This is a genomic window from Amycolatopsis sp. 505 (assembly GCF_031625235.1).
GTDB lineage: Bacteria > Actinomycetota > Actinomycetes > Mycobacteriales > Pseudonocardiaceae > Amycolatopsis.
Genome location: NZ_JACKQP010000005.1, coordinates 470,708 through 486,509, shown reverse-complemented (window position 1 = coordinate 486,509; position 15,802 = coordinate 470,708). Strand labels below are relative to the sequence as shown.

Here is a 15,802-nt window from a genome sequence, read left to right as displayed (position 1 = left end):
AGGCTGAGCCCGCACGGTCCCGTCCACCAGCCGGCGGCGGGATCGTGCGGAGCGCCGTCAGCCCACCAGCTGCTCCGCAACCGCGTCGCGGTGTGCGTGGAGCGGCTCGCTGCACTGGCTTGGCCCCGGCAGGCAGATCTGGATCTTCACCCGGTCGAAGCCGCCGACCACGTTTGTGCTGAGCGAGACGTCGAACGGCACGTCCGCGCCGGGGCGCGCAGTGCGGGTGTCGCTGTCGACCTTGGTGCTTCCGGCGTAGGCCTCGAAGTACACGGTCGTCCCGGAGGTGGACAAGGACCTGATCTGCCCCTGCACCAGCGCCGAGCGATTGCCCCAGACAATGCCGCCGTTGGACTGGGCGGGACAGGGCGCGACCGGGACACACACGATGAACTCGTCGTTCGGCCAGGTGGCGGCCGGGCTCGCGGTGGCGGGCGTCGACGCCGTCACCAGCGCGGCGGCGACCACCGCGCCGGTCAGCAGAAGTCGGGTCATGAGCCGGATCCCTTCCCGGGGGCCCCGGTCGGTCCGGAGCCTTCAGCGACGTCCACGCCCGAACCCGCGAAGCGGTTGAGTCTGCACGCTGTCGGGCCTCCGGCCACGACGAACACCGCTGCCGCTCGACACGGACAGTCGCCACGACCGCACCAGTCGCACCCGAGTCCACCCCGGGCACGGGTGCCCGGGGCGCACACCGGCGAGCGTTGTCGGCGGTGATCGTATCGCTTATCGTATACGACGCTGCATCCTCCCGACGCTGCGAGGTGACCCGTGCCTGCCCCGACGACCCTCATCGCCCGCGACTTCACCGAATTCCGCGCCGCCGTCTCCCAGTCCTTCGTGCCGCTGCACGTGACCGCGGGCGGTGACGGCTTCCGCGGCCGGATCCGCTCATCAGCGGCCGACGACGTGCAGGTTTCCGAGGTGACCGCCTCGCCCCACGTCGTCGAGCGGACGCCGGAGCTGATTGCGCGCGGCGAGCGGCGCTACTACAAGCTGAGCCTGATCCTGGCCGGCACCGGGCTGCTGGTGCAGGACGACCGGCAGGCCGTGCTGCGCCCCGGCGACGTCGCCCTCTACGACACGCACCGGCCGTACTCGCTGGTGTTCGAAGAGGACTTCCGGACCCTCGTCGTGATGTTCCCGCAGCGGCTGATCGACCTGCCCACCGAGCTCGTCGGGCGGCTGACCGCCGTCCGGATGTCGGGCAAGGAGGGCGTCGGCAACGTCGTCGTGCCGTTCCTCGCCCAGCTCGGTGGCAACCTCGAGCAGCTGGCGGGCCCCGCGGGCGCGCGGCTGGCGCACAGCGCCGTCGATCTGCTGTCCACCCTGGTCGCCACCGAGCTCGACCTCGCGCGCGCGAACGCCGACCCGCACCACGAGCTGATGCGCCGCATCCGCGCCCACATCGACGCGAACCTGCAGTCCACCGACCTCACCCCGGCGCGGATCGCCGCCGAGCACTTCATCTCGACCCGCCACCTGCACGGGCTGTTCCAGGAGCAGGGCACCACGGTGTCCGGCTGGATCCGCACCCGGCGGCTGGAGCACTGCCGCCGCGACCTGCTGGACCCGGTGCACGCCGGCCGCCCGGTCGCGGCCATCGCCGCGCGCTGGGGGTTCGTCGACGCCGCGCACTTCAGCCGGGTGTTCAAGAGCGCGTTCGGCCGGGCGCCGAGCGAGGTGCGCCGGGAGTTGACCGTCAGCGTCCGGTAGTTGCCCGCCAGCGCGTGACCGCTCGCCCGGATCCCGGGGCCGCCCGACGATGAGGCCATGCCCGAAGCCCCCTCCGACGACTGGCGCACCTACGACGAGTTCGCCGCCGGCATCGCCACCTACCGGCTGCCGAACGCCGACCTCACCGGCCGGGACGTCACGATCACCCTCGACGACGGCGAAACCCTCGCGCTGACCTTCAAAGACGCCGGGCACGTCGTGTGCAACGGCGTCGAGGACCCCTACGACGCCGTCGCCGTGCGCGACGACGTCTTCTTCGTGAACCTGCCGCTCACCAGCGTCGACGGCGAAGCGCTGACCGTCGTCTACTCGACGGCCACCCACCGCGCGCTCGCCGTCCGCTCGGTGATCGGTGCCGAGGACGTCGAGGGCGTTCCCCGCGTTTCGCAGACCTTCCGGGCGGGTGTCACCGACGTCGGCGAACCGTCCGGGGCCGTCCCCGGGCCGTCTCGCGACCTGATCGGCAAGCGGAACCTCTACCGCTACAGCCCCGACCACCTGTACGAACACGTCTACGTCTCTTCACAGCGCTACGCCTGGCAGTGCCTGGAAGGCGTGCAGCGCGGCCACGGCGACATGGACCTCTCGACGGTGTGGAAGTTCGCCGACGGGCTGTACCTGTTCTGCTTCCGCGAGTTCCGGATCGCCGTGGCGAGCGTCTGGCTGCACGACCTCGGCCACGCCCTGCGCACCACCGGCGTGTTCCTCGGCCTGACCGGCGACGGGCGGTCCGAGCACTCCCGCGCCGGCGGGCACATCTATCCCCTGGGCGCGGTGGCCTACCCCGACGCCCAGCCCGTCTGAAGGAGCCACTCGTGTCCAATGTGGACGTCATCCGCGCGCACTACGCCGCCAGCGACGCCGGCGACCTGCCCGGCATGCTCGCCCCGCTCGGCCCCGGGACGACGTGGACGGAGGCGGCCGGGTTCCCCTACGCCGGCACGTACACCGGCCCGGACGAGGTGCGCGAGCACGTGTTCGAGGCCATCGGCCGGGACTGGGACGGCTACCGCTTCACCCTCGGCGACCTGCTCGACGCCGGGGACGCGGTGGTCGGCGTCGGCACCTACACCGGCACCCACCGCCGGACCGGCCGGTCCTTCACCGCCCGTGTCGCGCACCTGTGGCGCTTCGCGGGCGGCGAGGTCGTGTCTTTCGAGCAGATCGTCGACTCCGCGCCCGTCGTGGCCGCCCTCCGGGAGCAGCAATGAGAAAAACCTTGCCCGTACTCGCGATCGCCGTCCTGCTGGCGGCCGCGGGCTGCGCCGGTTCCGAAGCAGGCGCGAACGGCCCGATCGTGGTCGGTTCGGTCAACGCGCTGTCCGGCGCGGCCACCTTCCCGGAAGCCTCCGCGGCCGCAAAAGCCGTGTTCGACGCGGCCAACGCGGCCGGCGGGGTCAACGGCCGCAAGATCGAGTACAAGGCGATCGACGACAAGGGCGACCCGGCGGCCGCCGCGGCGGCCGCCCGCGAGGTGGTCGGCGGCGACCAGGCCGTCGCGCTCGTCGGGTCGTCGAGCCTGATCGAGTGCGAGATCAACGAGAAGTACTACGAGCAGCAGAAGATCCTGTCGATGCCGGGCATCGGCGTCGACCCGGCGTGCTTCTCCAGCCCGAACATCGCGCCGGTCAACGTCGGCCCGTTCCACGACATGACGCTCACCCTCCTCTACGGCTCGGAAGTGCTGAAGCAGGACGACATCTGCGCGTTGCTGGAGATCGCCGGCAATACGCTGCCGGCGTACCGGGCGGCCATCGACGAGTGGACGAAGATCACCGGCAAGAAGCTGAAGTACGTCGACTCGACCGTGCCCTACGGCGGATCGGACTACACGCCCTACATCGTCAAGGCGCGGGCGGCGGGCTGCAAGGCGATCACCGTCAACCCGGTGGAACCGGACTCGATCGGCCAGCTCAAGGCCGCGCAGGCGCAGGGCTGGACCGACGTCACCTGGTTGCTGCTGACCAGCGTCTACAGCGAGAACTACGCCAAGGCGATCTCGAACGCGGGCGCCGGCGTGTACGTCCCGGCCGAGTTCTACCCCTTCACCGACGCCGCCGCCCCGGCCAACAAGGACTGGCGGGAGCTGATGGCGAAGAGCCGGATCCCGCTGACGTCGTTCAGCCAGGGCGGCTACCTGGCGGCCAAGTACTTCCTCGCCGTGCTGCGCGGGATGAAGGGCGACATCACGCGCGAGGCGGTGTCGAAGGCGCTGCGCGAGATGAAGCCGATCAGCGACCCGATGGTCGGCACGCCGTACGTGTTCGGGCCCGCGCAGGCACACCACGACAACACCGCGGGCTGGCCGATCAAGCTGGCCACCGGCGCCGGGAAGTGGGAACTGGCCGCGCAGGACTGGCTCCGGATCCCGAAGCAGTAGGAGGACGTTCATGCTGCAGGGCGCTTTGGCCGGGCTGGCCGCCGGCGGGCTCTACGCGGTGCTCGCGGTGTGCCTGACCCTGATGTCGCGGCTGGTGCGGGTGGTCAACTTCGCCCAGTCGGCGACCGGGATGTTCGGCTGCTACGTCGCCGTCTTCCTCGCCGTCCACCTCGCCGTCCCGTCGTGGCTGGCCACCCTGGCGGGCATCCTGCTCGGCGGCGCGTTGAGCGCGGTACTCGGCTGGATCGTTTCCACCTGGCTGGCCGAGGCCGACACCGGCACGCGTTCGGCGACGACGGTCGCGGTGCTCCTGCTGCTGATTTCCCTGGCGTTCATCCTGTTCGGGAACAAGCCGCAGCCGTTCCACCCGCTGCTGGCCGGCCCGGCGTTCACGATCGGTGGTGTGGTGGTCAGCCAGGTCACCGTGCTCACGGTCGCGCTGGCGATCCTGGTCGCCCTGGGCTGCCGGGCGGTGCTGGCCCGGACGGCGCTGGGTGTGCGCCTGAGGGCCCTGTCGGAGCGCCCGACGACGGCGGAGCTGCTGGGCATCCCGGCCCGGCCGCTGTCGGTCGGGGTGTGGACGGCGACCGGGGTGATCGCGACCCTGGCGGTGTCGATCGTGGCGCCGTCGCAGTCGAACGACCCGACCTCGCTGGCGATGCTGGTGGTCCCGGCCGCGGCGGCGGCCCTGCTGGGCGGCTTCCGGCGGCTGGACCTGGCGGTGCTCGGCGGCCTGGTGCTGGGCATGGCCCAGGGCGCGGTCGCCCAGAGCGACCGGCTGTCGGTGCTGCGGTACTTCCTCCCGTTCCTGGTGATCGTGGCGCTGCTGCTGTGGACGCAGCGCAAGGAGGTGTGGGATGCGGCTCGCTGAGAAGCTCGTGCCGTTCGCCGTCGCCGCGGCGGCGGTCGCCGTCGGCTACGCACTGAGCGTCGGGCTCGCCGGGTACTTCGTCTACCTCGGGGTCAGTGCCGTCGTCGCGGCCATCGCGTTGCTCGGGCTCGGGGTCGTCACCGGGACCGCCGGGATGATCTCGCTGTGCCAGCTGACCTTCGCCGCCGTCGGAGCCTTCGTCGTCTCCGCCTGCAACGTGGCCGGTGTGCCCGGCGGGTTCGGCACCTGGCTGCTGCTCGGCGGCCTCGCCGCCGCCGTGGCCGGAGTGCTCGTCGGGCTGCCCGCGCTGCGGCTGCGGGGCATCACCCTCGCCGTCGTCACCCTCGGGCTCGCCGCGGCCGCCGATCTCACGCTCGTGCAGATCCAGTTCCCCGGCGCCACCGAAGGTCTCTCCGTCGAGCGGCCCGAGGCGTTCTCCGACGACCGCTCCTACTTCCTGTTCGCCGTGCTGGTGCTCGTCGCCTGCGGGCTGGTCGTGCACTTCCTGCGGCGCGGGCGGTGGGGCAGCAGCTGGCACCTCGTCGCCTTCTCCGAGCGTGGGACCGCGGCGGTCGGCGCGGGCGTGCGGACGTCGAAGCTCACCGCCTTCGCGGTCAGCGCCGCCCTCGGCGGGATCAGCGGCGGCCTGCTCACCGGGCAGGTCGGCCTGGCCTTCCCGGCCAGTTTCACCGCCATCCAGTCCCTCGCGCTGTACGTCCTGGCCATCATGTCCGGCGCGCACCTGATCGACATGGCCGTGTTCGGCGCGCTGCTCTGGGTCGCCGTGCCCGAGCTGCTCAAACGCTGGGGCGTGCCGCAGGACTGGGGCTTCGTCGTCTTCGGCGTGCTCGGCGTCCAGGCCCTCACCGGCCGCGGCAACCTCGGCACCGCCGTGCGGGCCCTCTGGTACCGCCGCCGCTCCGGCCGGACCGCCGGGGTCGGGCTCACCGAACCCGTCCCCGACGTCGAGCCGCTGCCACCCGGCGACCCGGTGCTCGAAGTCCGCGGGCTGAGCGTCTCCTTCGGACACGTCACCGCACTGTCCGAGGTGGACATCACGGTGCCGGAACACGGGATCCTCGGGGTGATCGGCCCGAACGGCGCCGGGAAGTCCACTTTGGTCGACGCGATCAGCGGCTTCCTGCCCCGGGCCACCGGCACCGCCACCCTCGGCGGCCGGCCGCTCACCGGCTCGCCCGCCCGGCGGGCCCGTGCCGGCCTGCGGCGGACGTTCCAGCAGGACCGCGTCCCGCCCGGCCTCACCGTCGGCGCCTACGTCCGGTTCGTCGCCCGGCGGCGGCTCACCGGCCGCGAGCTCGACGGCGCCCTGGCGTTCTTCGGCTGCCCGGCGGCGCGGACGCCGCTGTCGCGGGTCGACGCGGGTGCGCGGCGGCTCGTCGAGGTCGTCGGGCACCTGCTCGCCCGCCCGCGGGTGCTGCTGCTCGACGAGCCGGCGGCCGGCCTGCCGCACGAGGAGCACGTGGCGTTCGGGCGGCGGCTGCGGCAGGTGCCCGCGCGGTTCGGGGTGTCGGTGCTGCTCATCGAGCACGACCTCGACCTCGTCCGGTCGGTCTGCGACACGCTCACCGTGCTCGACTTCGGCCGGGTGCTGGCGAGCGGGCCGCAGGCGGACGTCCTGGCCGATCCGGCCGTGCTGAAGGCGTACATGGGTGAAACGGAGCTGCTGTGAACGCGTTGCGAGTCCACGGGCTGACGGTGAAGCGCGGGGCCGGCCCGGTCATCCGCGACGTCGACCTGGTCCTCGAACCGGGCCGGATCACCGCACTGGTCGGGCCCAACGGCGCCGGGAAGACGAGCCTGCTGGAGGCGGTGTCGGGCGTGGTGCCCCCGTCGGCGGGCAGCGTCCACCTGGGCGGGGTGGACGTGACCCGGCACTCCCGGGTGGCGCGGGCCCGGCTCGGACTGGCCCACATCGAACAGGGCCGCGCGGTGTTCCCCGGCCTGACGGTGCTGGAGAACCTCCGCCTGACCGCCCGCACGCCCGCGGCCGTCGACGAGGTCCTCGGGCTGTTCCCCGAGCTGGAGAAGCGGCGTGACTCCCCCGCGGCCCTGCTGTCCGGCGGCGAGCAGCAGATGGTCGTGCTGGCGCGGGCGTTCGCCGCGCGCCCGGCCTACCTGCTCATCGACGAGATGTCGCTGGGCCTGGCCCCGGTGGTCTTCACCCGCCTGCTGCCGGTCGTGACGCGGTTCGCGGCCGAGGGCGCGGCGATCCTGCTGGTGGAGCAGTTCACCCACCTGGCCCTCGGCGTCGCGCAGGAGGCGGTGGTGGTCTCGTCGGGCCGCGTCACCCACACCGGTGACGCGCAGACCCTCCTCGACTCCCCCGCCACCCTGCACTCCGCCTACCTCGGGTCCTGACTCACATCCCGGCGCGCTCGAACGCCAAGGTCGGCAGGTCCACGGCATGGGCGCCGCCGTCGGCGACGAGCACCGCGCCGGTGATGTACGAGGACTCCGCCGAGCCCAGGAACCGGACGATCGCCGCGATCTCCTCGGGCTCGGCGGGGCGGCGCAGCGGGACCTCGGCCGTCACGCGGCGGTAGCCCTCGTCGTGGCCGCCGGTGAAGCCCGCCGCCGCGGCGAACTGGGCCATCTCGCCGTCCGCCATCGGCGTGCGGACCCAGCCCGGGCACACCGCGTTCGCCCGCACCCCGCGCGGCCCGAAGTCGCGGGCGATCGAGCGGGTCAGGCCGATGAGCGCGTGCTTCGCCACCGTGTAGCCGGCGACGTTCGGCCCGGCGAACAGCCCGGCCAGCGACGACACCACGACCACCTGCCCGCCCGTCTCGACCAGCGACGGCAGCGCGGCCCGGCAGAACACGAACGCGCTGGAGAGGTTCGAGCGCAGAGCCAGCTCCCACTCGTCGTCGCCGGTGTCGACCACCGACGACAGGCCGTGGCCGCCGGCGTTGGCCACCACGACGTCCAGCCGCCCGTATTGGCCGACGATCTCGGCGACCGCGGCTTCGGCGTCCGCCCGCACGCTCGCGTCGCCGGTGACGACGTGCGCGCCGGTTTCCGCGGCCACCTTTTCGAGGGGCTCGCGACGCCGTCCCAGCACGACCACGCGCGCGCCTTCGCCCGCGTACCGGCGGGCCACCGCCGCGCCGATGCCGGTGCCACCGCCGGTGATCGCGACGACCTTGCCTGATGAGTCCACTGTGGATCCTTTCTCATGCGGGGAACGCGGAACGCGCCGACATCCCGAAGTCGGCCAGCAGGGCCTGGCCGTTGACCGGCCGCGAAGCCGGGGACGCGAGGAACAGCACCTGCCGGGCGACGTCTTCGGCCGCCTGCACCGGGAACGCCGGGTCGTCCAGGACGGCGCCGAGGTCGGCGCGCGCCATCGGGGTGTCCACCACCGACGGGCAGACGCAGTTGACCCGGATGCCCGGCACCTCGACGGCCAGCGCGCGGGTCATCGCGACCACCGCGCCCTTGGACGCGCAGTAGGGCACCATGCCCGGCGCCGCCGTGAACGCCGAGTCACTGCCGAGCAGGACCACCGCGCCGCCGTCGGCCAGCCACGGCAGCGCGTGCTTGACCAGCAGGAACTGCCCGGTGACGTTCACCGCGAGCACCCGGGCGACGTCGGCGGCCGTGGTCGCGGACAGCGGGGTACCGACCGGGCCGGAGATCCCGGCGCAGCCGACCACGGCGTCGAGGCCGCCGAAGCCACGGGCCACGGCGTCGACCGCGGCGGCCAGCGCGGGTTCGTCGGTGACGTCCGCCTGGACGATGTCGGGGCCGGGCTCGCGGTCGACGACGCCGACGCGCGCACCCTCGGCGCGGAACGCCCGGGCGCAGGCCAGCCCGATGCCGGACGCCCCGCCGGTCACCAGGACCGCCTTCCCGGCGAGATCTGTTCGCATGCGCCCATCCTCACCGCGGGCGCCCGCCGGGCGGTTGGCCGCGAGCGCAGCGTTGTTGTCCCGCGCCGCAAGGTCGATGGCGCGCGCGGCGACCGGGGCCGAGACTCATCGGGGTGAGCACGCCGCACCCCCTCGACCCGCTGACCGCCGCCGAGCTGTCCGCCGGCCGCGCGATCCTCGCCGCGGCCGGGCTGGCCGGCGCCACCATCCGGGTCCCGCAGGTCCTGCCCGTCGAACCCGCCAAGGCGGAGGTGCGCGCGGGCGGGGGTGACCGCCGGATCCGGTACACGCTCCTCGACACCACCACCGGCCGCGCCGGCGAGGCCGTCGTCTCGGTGACCGAGGGCGAGCTGGTGTCCTGGGACGACTGGGCCGAGGCCGACGGGCAGCCGTCGTACCTGTTCGAGGAGTACGCGCTGGCCGAGCAGCTGACGAAGGCGTCGGCGGAGTGGCAGGCCGCGATGGCCCGGCGCGGCCTCGCCGACCGGATCGGGCACGCCTTCTGCGCGCCGCTCGCGCCCGGCTACTTCGGGCGCGAGGACGAGGCCGGCCGCGTCATGCGGTCCCTGACCTTCCTGCGGGAAGACGCCGACGACAGCCCGTGGGCGCACCCGGTCGAAGGCCTGGTCGTGCACCTGAACCTCACCGAACAGCGCGTTCTGCGCGTCGAGGACGAGGGGGACGTCCCGGTGCCCGCCGAGAGCGGGCGGTACACCGGCGTCCCGGCGCGGACGACGCTCAAGCCGGTCGAGATCACCCAGCCCGCCGGGCCGAGCTTCACCGTCGAGGGCTCCGAGGTGCGCTGGGAGGGCTGGCGGCTGCGCGTCGGGTTCAACGCCCGCGAAGGGCTGACGCTGCACCAGGTGAGCTTCCAGGACCGGCCGGTCCTGTACCGGGCCTCCGTCCCGGAGATGGTGGTCCCGTACGGGGACGTCGCGCCCGGCCGGTTCTGGATCAGCTACTTCGACGCCGGCGAGTACCAGTTCGGCAAGAACGGCAACGACCTGCGCCTGGGCTGTGACTGCGTCGGCGTCATCCACTACTTCCCGGCCTGGGTGGCCGACGACCGCGGCGAGCCGGTCGAGATCCCGCGCGCGGTCTGCCTGCACGAGGAGGACGACGGGATCCTCTGGAAGCACACCGACCTGGCCGGGCGGCCCGAGGTCCGGCGGTCGCGGCGGCTGGTGGTGTCGTCGATCTCCACCATCGGCAACTACGACTACGGCCACTACTGGTACTTCCACCTCGACGGCTCGATCGAGTTCGAGGCGAAGGCGACCGGCATCGTCTTCTGCGGCGCCGGGACACCGGGTGCGGACCAGCCGCACGCCACCGAGCTGGCGCCCGGCCTGTTCGCGCCGGTCCACCAGCACCTGTTCTGCGCGCGCCTCGACGTCGAAGTCGACGGCGACCGCACCAGCCTGCACGAAGTCGACGTCGAAGGTGTGCCGACCGGCCCGCGCAACCCGTACGGCAACGCGTTCACCTGGAAGACCACGCCGCTGCGGACCGAACGCGAGGCGATGCGCCGGGCCGACCCGGCCCGCGCCCGCGTCTGGGAGGTCCGCAGCGCGACGCGGGTCAACCGGCTCGGCAAGCCGACCGCCTACCAGCTGGTGCCGCGGCCCTCGGCGACGCTGATGGCGCAGCCGGAGGCGACCGTGCACGCCCGCGCCACCTTCGCCACGCAGCACCTGTGGGCGACGCCGTACCGCGAGGACGAGCGGTTCCCGGCCGGCGACCGCCCCAACGCCCACCCCGGCGGCGCGGGGCTCCCGGCGTGGACGGCCGCCGACCGCGACCTCGTCGACACCGACCTCGTGCTGTGGCACGTGTTCGGCCCGACCCACGTGCCCCGCCCCGAGGACTGGCCGGTGATGCCGGTCGACCGCTCCGGGTTCCTGTTCCGGCCGTCCGGGTTCCTCGACCGCAACCCCGCGCTCGACCTGCCGGCCGGCGACCACTGCGCACATTGAGGACACGATGACGCTCTCCGACACCTCCACCTGGCTGCCGCTCGACGGCCTCGCCCCCGGCTTCGACGCCCACAAGGCGCCGGCCGTCGACGACCTGCACGGCCGCTCCTTCGTGCTGCGCGACGACGACGGACCGGTCTTCACCTGGCGCGGCACCGACGAGACGTTCCTCGTCGACGACGACCTCTACTACGTCCAGCACCACCCGTCGCCGGACGCGCGCGAGGCGGTGTCGCTCTTCCTGGACCTGCGGAACGGCCGCGCGCTGGTGGTCACCACGACGATCGGCGACCACGGCACCCCGCGCGTCACCCAGGAGTTCCGGCCCGCGACCATCGACGGCTTCGACGTCCGCGGTGAGCCGATGGCGCCGAGCACCGCCCTGATCGGGCGTCGGGTGCTGTGGGTGTACAGCCCCGAACACGCCTACGAGCACGTCTACCTCAGCCCGCATTGGTACACGTGGCAGTGCCTGGCCGGGCCCGAGCGCGGGCTCGCCGACACCGACGAGAACACCGTCTACCAGCTGCGGCCCGGCATCCACGTCTTCACCTGGCGCGAGAAGGTCATCCCGTGCGCGTCGGTCACCGTCGCGGATCACCGCAACGCCCGCGCCTTGCGCTCCCACGGTGTCCTCTTCGGACTCGACGCCACCGGGCAGCGGCCGACGCATTTCACCTTCGGCGCGCACGGGCACCTGCTGAGCGCCACCGTCCACCCGGCCGAGTTCGATCCCGCGGAGCGCTGACGATGGCCGCCGACCTGGTGCTGACGAACGCCGTCGTGTACACATTGGACACCGCGCGGCCCTGGGCGCCCTCGCTGGCCGTCACCGGCGGCAAGGTGGCCGACGACGGCATCGGCCCGGACACCGAGGTGCTCGACCTCGGCGGCGCGTTCGTCATGCCGGGGCTCGTCGACGTGCACAACCACCACGCGATGGCCGGACGGGCGGAGCTGTTCGAACTCACCTTCGGCGCGGACGCCGGGGTCGAGGACATCCTGGCCGCCGTCCGCGCGCGGGCCGCGTCCCTGGGACCGGACGAATGGCTCACCGGCGGTGCCTGGGCGTCCACTTTGGTCGCGGAGCTGTCGGTTCCGGCGGCCCGGCGGGCGCTGGACGAGGCCGCGGGCGGGCGCCCGGTGTCGCTGTCGGACGACAGCCGGCACAACCGCTGGGTGAGCAGCCGGGCCCTGGAGCTGGCCGGGATCACCGCGGCGACGCCGGACCCGCCCGGCGGGGTCGTCGTCCGCGACGGCGGCGAGCCCAGCGGGCTGCTGCTGGAGGCCGCCGGCGTGCTGGTCGAGCGCGTGATCGCCGGGCTGACCCCGCAGCAGCACCGGCGGGCGTCCCGGCGGGCGGTCGAGGTGCTGCACGGCTTCGGCGTCACCGCGTTCCAGGACGCCGGGGTCTCGACCGACATCCTGGGCGCGCTCCGTTCGCTGGACTCCGCCGGCGAGCTCGACGCCTGGGTGGTGTCGTCGTTGCTGGTCAACGACCCGATCTTCGGCTTCGACCCGGTCGGGGCGCCCCTGCTGGAGCTCGCCGGCGAGTACCGCACCGAGCACCACCGGCCGGACTTCGTGAAGATCTTCCTCGACGGCGTGCCGCCGACCCGCACGGCGGCGTTCCTGGAGCCGTACCTGCCCGACGACACCCACGGCAGCTGCTTCCACGGCGCCACGACGATGCCCCCGGCCGAACTGACCGAGTGGCTCCTCACGGCGGCAGCTGCGGGCTTCTCGGCGAAGGTCCACTGCACGGGCGACGCATCGGTGCGGCAGTTCCTGGACGCGGTCGAGAAGGTGCGCGCGGCCGGGTATGCCGACACGCGGTTCCAGGTGGCGCACGGGCAGTTCGTGCACCCGGACGACCTGCCGCGGTTCGCCGCGCTGGGCGTGGCGGCGGACATCTCGCCGTTCCTGTGGGTGCCGGGGGTCATCCCGGAGGCGATCGCGGAGGTGCTGCCGGCCGCCCGGGCGTCGCGGATGCAGCCGAACCGGACGTTGCTGGACACCGGTGCCCTGGTGGCGGGCGGCTCGGACTGGCCGGTGAGCGAGTCGCCGAACGCCTGGGAAGGCATCGCGGGCCTGGTGACGCGCGCGGACCCGCACGGACGGCGGCCCGGGGCGCTCTGGCCGGAGCAGGCGATCACCCTGGCCGAGGCGATCGAGGTGTTCACCCTGGGCGGCGCGCGGGCGTGTGGCCTGGACGACGTGACGGGCGCGCTGACACCCGGGCGGTCGGCGGACTTCGTGGTGTTGGACCGCAATCCCTTCCGGACGGCGGAGGTCGCGGAGACGCAGGTCGTGGAGACGTGGTTCGCGGGACGGCGCGTCTTCCGGCGCTGACCCCGGAGCTGTCCTCGCGCGCACTTTCTCCTACACTGGTAGAGAAACCAGTGCGGGAGGTGCCGGGTGCCCAAGATCATCGACCACGACCAGCGGCGCAGCGACATCGTCGACGTCACCTGGGACCTGATCGTGCGGGGCGGGATCGAAGCCGCCACCATGCGCGAGATCGCCGCCGCCGCCGGGTTCGCCAATGGGGCCCTCAAGCTCTACTTCCCCAGCAAGGAAGACATCATCGCGGCCACCTACGAGCGGGCCCTCGACATGATGCGCCAATACGTCGAGCTCGACGGTCTGCGGGGGCTCGCCGCGCTGCGCGAGATCTGCGTTTCGTCCATGCCGATCGACGAAGAGCGGATCACCGCCGGGCGGGTGCTGCTCATCTTCTGGCAGATGTCGCTGGGCAACCGGCGGATGCACGACAAGTACCTCGAGCACGTCCGCGAATGGCGCGGGCTGCTGCACCGCTTCGTCGCCGAGGGCCGCGAAGACGGCGACATCGTCACCGAGACCCCCGACGAGCAGATCGTCGACGAGATCGTCCTGCTCAACGCCGGCGCCAACGTGATGAGCCTGGTGGCGGGTGAGTTCTCCACGATCGACCTCCAGCACCGGCACCTGGAGTCCCTCCTGGACCGCCTCACCCGCCCCTGACCTCAGGTGAAGATCCCCCGCAGGTACGCGGCCACTTCCGCGTGCGACCGGGCGGACGCGGGCAAGCCGGTGTACAGCCCGTAGAAACCGTGGATCTGCCCGGCGTACCGGTGCAGGTCCACCGCGACCCCGGCCTCCGCCAGCCGGCGGGCGAACGCCTCCCCCTCGTCACGCAGGACGTCGTACTCCGCCGTCAGCACCAGCGCCGGTGGCAGGCCCGTGAGGTCACCGGCACGCGACGGCAGCACGTAGGGGTCGTCGAACGAAGGCGGGGCGTACTGGGCGAAGAAGAACCGCATCGCGTCGGCCGTCATGCCGTACCCCGTCGCGAAGTCCACATAGGACGCATGGCCGTCGTCGGGGTGGCCGAACACCGGGCAGATCAGCACCTGCGCCGCGATCGCCGGGCCACCCCGGTCCTTCGCCATAATCGAGACCACTGTGGACAGGTTGCCGCCGGCGCTCTCGCCGCCGACCGCGATCCGCGACGGCGAAACCGCCGGGCCCGCGCCGCCCGCCGCCAGCCATTCCAGCACCGCGTAACAGTCCGCGGGCGCCGCCGGGTACGGGTCCTCCGGGGCGAGGCGGTATTCGACGGCCGCGACCGCGACCGACGCCGCCGCGCACACCGCGCGGGAGGCGACTTCGTTCTCGTCGATCGAGCCGATCGTCCAGCCGCCGCCGTGGATCCACACGAACACCGGCACCGGGCCGGGCGCGTCCGGCAGGTACAGCCGGACGCGCAGGTCGCCGCCCGGGCCGGGCACCGGCACCTCGGTCACCGAAGCCACCGGCGCCACCGGGCCGGGCTCCGGCCGCGACGCCGCGAACGCCGCCCGCAGCTCGGCGGCCGTCATCGGGCGGGCAGGCGCGTCGGGGCTGCGGGCCAGCAGCTCCCGCACCGCGGGGTCGAGACCCATGGTCACACCGCCTCCGCGACGAGCACCCGCGGCGAACCCGGCAGCGCGAGCCGGTCCACCGGCCGCCACCCGGCCCCGGCCAGCCAGCCCCGGACGTCCCGCTCGGGGTACACGACCGTGCCGTCGATGACCAGGTACTCCCCCGCGTGCAGCGCGTCCAGCGCCCGCGGCGAGTCGTCCTCGTCCAGGAAGAAGTCCAGCAGCAGCAGCCGGGCGCCCGGTGCCGCCGCGGCCCGCGCGTGCCGCAGGATGGCCCGGTTCTCGTCGACGGAGAACCGGTGGACCACGTGGTTGACCATGACCAGGTCGAACTCGCCCTCGGGTTCGGCGTCCGGGGTCGCCGCGCCGACGACGGTCGTCCGGCCGGCGAACTCCGCGACGGCCGCGGTGACCGAGTCCACCGACCGCGGGTCGTAGACGAAGGTCGCCCGGAGGACGTCGTTGGCGCGGAGGGCCTGGAGCGCGAACTCGGCGGAAAGACCGCCCAGGTCCAGGAGGTTTTTGTACCCGCCGAAGTCAAAGTTCCGCGCCAGCATCCGCGCGTGTAGGGCGTTATACACCATGACCCCGCCGAGGAACGTCGTCCAGCGGTCGCCGGCGAGGTCGAGCTCGCCGGGCTCGCCGGTGTCGGTGGTGTGCGCGAACTGCAGCCAGTGCGCGTAGCTGATCGTCTCGAGGAAGGTCAGGAACGGCGCGAGGTCCAGACCTTCTCCGCCGAGGTACTCGGTGGTGTCGGGCGTGAGCGCGTAGCGACCGTCCACGCGGGACAGCAGGCCGTGCGCGGCGAGGGCGTCGCCGAGGATCCGGACGATCTTCTCCGGCTTGCCGGTGCGCTCGGCCAGTTCGGCCGGGCCGAGCGGGCCGGCCGCCAGCGCCGGGAACAGGCCGATCCGGTTGGCGGCGAACAGCTGCTGGGCGGCCATGTAGCCGATGGCGGTTTCCACGATCCGGTCGGGCGCGGCTGGGGTGGGCGTCACGTCGTCCTCCTTGTGTTCGACCCGGACACTCTACATGCGTAG

At 73.0% G+C, this 15,802-nt stretch carries 16 protein-coding genes; 11 read left to right on the top strand and 5 right to left on the bottom strand.

Annotated elements, in window-relative coordinates:
• Positions 1-57: 57 nt before the first annotated feature.
• Positions 58-495: a hypothetical protein gene (locus tag H5965_RS21535; protein WP_310971837.1), complete on the bottom strand. Its 438-nt coding sequence runs from the start codon at positions 493-495 to the stop codon at positions 58-60.
• Positions 496-771: 276 nt separating this feature from the next.
• Between H5965_RS21535 and H5965_RS21530 the strand changes: the two genes are divergently transcribed.
• From H5965_RS21530 to H5965_RS21500, 7 genes are read left to right on the top strand one after another with little or no spacing between them, the layout of a single operon-like run.
• Positions 772-1,716: a helix-turn-helix domain-containing protein gene (locus H5965_RS21530; RefSeq protein ID WP_310971836.1), complete on the top strand. Its 945-nt coding sequence runs from the start codon at positions 772-774 to the stop codon at positions 1,714-1,716.
• Positions 1,717-1,773: 57 nt separating this feature from the next.
• The gene (locus H5965_RS21525; protein WP_310971835.1) at positions 1,774-2,541 is read left to right on the top strand and encodes a MoaF C-terminal domain-containing protein; all 768 of its coding nucleotides are present in this window, start codon (positions 1,774-1,776) and stop codon (positions 2,539-2,541) included.
• 11 nt (positions 2,542-2,552) lie between these two features.
• A complete protein-coding gene (locus tag H5965_RS21520; RefSeq protein WP_310971834.1) occupies positions 2,553-2,948 on the top strand; it encodes a nuclear transport factor 2 family protein in 396 nt (131 codons plus the stop codon).
• Positions 2,945-4,117: an ABC transporter substrate-binding protein gene (locus H5965_RS21515; RefSeq protein WP_310971833.1), complete on the top strand. Its 1,173-nt coding sequence runs from the start codon at positions 2,945-2,947 to the stop codon at positions 4,115-4,117. Before H5965_RS21520 ends, H5965_RS21515 begins: the two co-directional genes overlap by 4 nt.
• A gap of 10 nt (positions 4,118-4,127) precedes the next feature.
• Positions 4,128-4,988, top strand: coding sequence for a branched-chain amino acid ABC transporter permease (locus H5965_RS21510; protein ID WP_310971832.1), 861 nt, complete (start codon positions 4,128-4,130; stop codon positions 4,986-4,988).
• A complete protein-coding gene (locus H5965_RS21505) occupies positions 4,975-6,678 on the top strand; it encodes an ABC transporter permease subunit (RefSeq protein ID WP_310971831.1) in 1,704 nt (567 codons plus the stop codon). The genes H5965_RS21510 and H5965_RS21505 overlap by 14 nt, the downstream gene beginning before the upstream one ends.
• Positions 6,675-7,367 (top strand): ABC transporter ATP-binding protein, encoded by a 693-nt coding sequence (locus tag H5965_RS21500; protein WP_310971830.1) that lies wholly within the window; start codon positions 6,675-6,677, stop codon positions 7,365-7,367. The genes H5965_RS21505 and H5965_RS21500 overlap by 4 nt, the downstream gene beginning before the upstream one ends.
• A gap of 1 nt (position 7,368) precedes the next feature.
• Here the strand turns inward: H5965_RS21500 and H5965_RS21495 are convergent, their stop codons facing one another.
• Both H5965_RS21495 and H5965_RS21490 read right to left on the bottom strand, forming a co-directional pair.
• Complete coding sequence (locus H5965_RS21495) at positions 7,369-8,169, bottom strand: SDR family oxidoreductase (RefSeq protein WP_310971829.1); 801 nt, start codon at positions 8,167-8,169, stop codon at positions 7,369-7,371.
• Between the two features lie 13 nt (positions 8,170-8,182).
• Entirely contained in the window at positions 8,183-8,881 is a 699-nt protein-coding gene (locus tag H5965_RS21490) for an SDR family oxidoreductase (protein WP_310971828.1), read from the bottom strand.
• A 113-nt stretch (positions 8,882-8,994) separates the two neighbouring features.
• On the opposite strand from H5965_RS21490, the gene H5965_RS21485 reads away from it, so the two are divergent.
• The 4 genes from H5965_RS21485 to H5965_RS21470 all read left to right on the top strand — a co-directional run bounded on the left by H5965_RS21485 (position 8,995) and on the right by H5965_RS21470 (position 13,863).
• Positions 8,995-10,857, top strand: coding sequence for a primary-amine oxidase (locus H5965_RS21485; RefSeq protein ID WP_310971827.1), 1,863 nt, complete (start codon positions 8,995-8,997; stop codon positions 10,855-10,857).
• A gap of 7 nt (positions 10,858-10,864) precedes the next feature.
• Complete coding sequence (locus H5965_RS21480; protein ID WP_310971826.1) at positions 10,865-11,605, top strand: MoaF C-terminal domain-containing protein; 741 nt, start codon at positions 10,865-10,867, stop codon at positions 11,603-11,605.
• Positions 11,606-11,607: 2 nt separating this feature from the next.
• A complete protein-coding gene (locus tag H5965_RS21475) occupies positions 11,608-13,209 on the top strand; it encodes an amidohydrolase (RefSeq protein WP_310971825.1) in 1,602 nt (533 codons plus the stop codon).
• A gap of 66 nt (positions 13,210-13,275) precedes the next feature.
• Positions 13,276-13,863, top strand: a complete 588-nt coding sequence (locus H5965_RS21470) for a TetR/AcrR family transcriptional regulator (RefSeq protein ID WP_310971824.1) — start codon at positions 13,276-13,278, stop codon at positions 13,861-13,863.
• Positions 13,864-13,865: 2 nt separating this feature from the next.
• On the opposite strand, the gene H5965_RS21465 is transcribed toward H5965_RS21470, so the two are convergent.
• Both H5965_RS21465 and H5965_RS21460 read right to left on the bottom strand, forming a co-directional pair.
• Positions 13,866-14,789 (bottom strand): alpha/beta hydrolase, encoded by a 924-nt coding sequence (locus tag H5965_RS21465; protein WP_396136920.1) that lies wholly within the window; start codon positions 14,787-14,789, stop codon positions 13,866-13,868.
• Complete coding sequence (locus tag H5965_RS21460; protein ID WP_310971822.1) at positions 14,786-15,760, bottom strand: methyltransferase domain-containing protein; 975 nt, start codon at positions 15,758-15,760, stop codon at positions 14,786-14,788. Before H5965_RS21460 ends, H5965_RS21465 begins: the two co-directional genes overlap by 4 nt.
• Positions 15,761-15,802: the final 42 nt, after the last annotated feature.

Bases quoted from the DNA above. Each gene is read 5' to 3' on its own strand.
- H5965_RS21535 (WP_310971837.1), bottom strand. From the start codon at position 495: ATGACCCGACTTCTGCTGACCGGCGCGGTGGTCGCCGCCGCGCTGGTG.
- H5965_RS21525 (WP_310971835.1), top strand. From the start codon at position 1,774: ATGCCCGAAGCCCCCTCCGACGACTGGCGCACCTACGACGAGTTCGCC.
- H5965_RS21515 (WP_310971833.1), top strand. From the start codon at position 2,945: ATGAGAAAAACCTTGCCCGTACTCGCGATCGCCGTCCTGCTGGCGGCC.
- H5965_RS21510 (WP_310971832.1), top strand. From the start codon at position 4,128: ATGCTGCAGGGCGCTTTGGCCGGGCTGGCCGCCGGCGGGCTCTACGCG.
- H5965_RS21505 (WP_310971831.1), top strand. From the start codon at position 4,975: ATGCGGCTCGCTGAGAAGCTCGTGCCGTTCGCCGTCGCCGCGGCGGCG.
- H5965_RS21490 (WP_310971828.1), bottom strand. From the start codon at position 8,881: ATGCGAACAGATCTCGCCGGGAAGGCGGTCCTGGTGACCGGCGGGGCG.
- H5965_RS21480 (WP_310971826.1), top strand. From the start codon at position 10,865: ATGACGCTCTCCGACACCTCCACCTGGCTGCCGCTCGACGGCCTCGCC.
- H5965_RS21475 (WP_310971825.1), top strand. From the start codon at position 11,608: ATGGCCGCCGACCTGGTGCTGACGAACGCCGTCGTGTACACATTGGAC.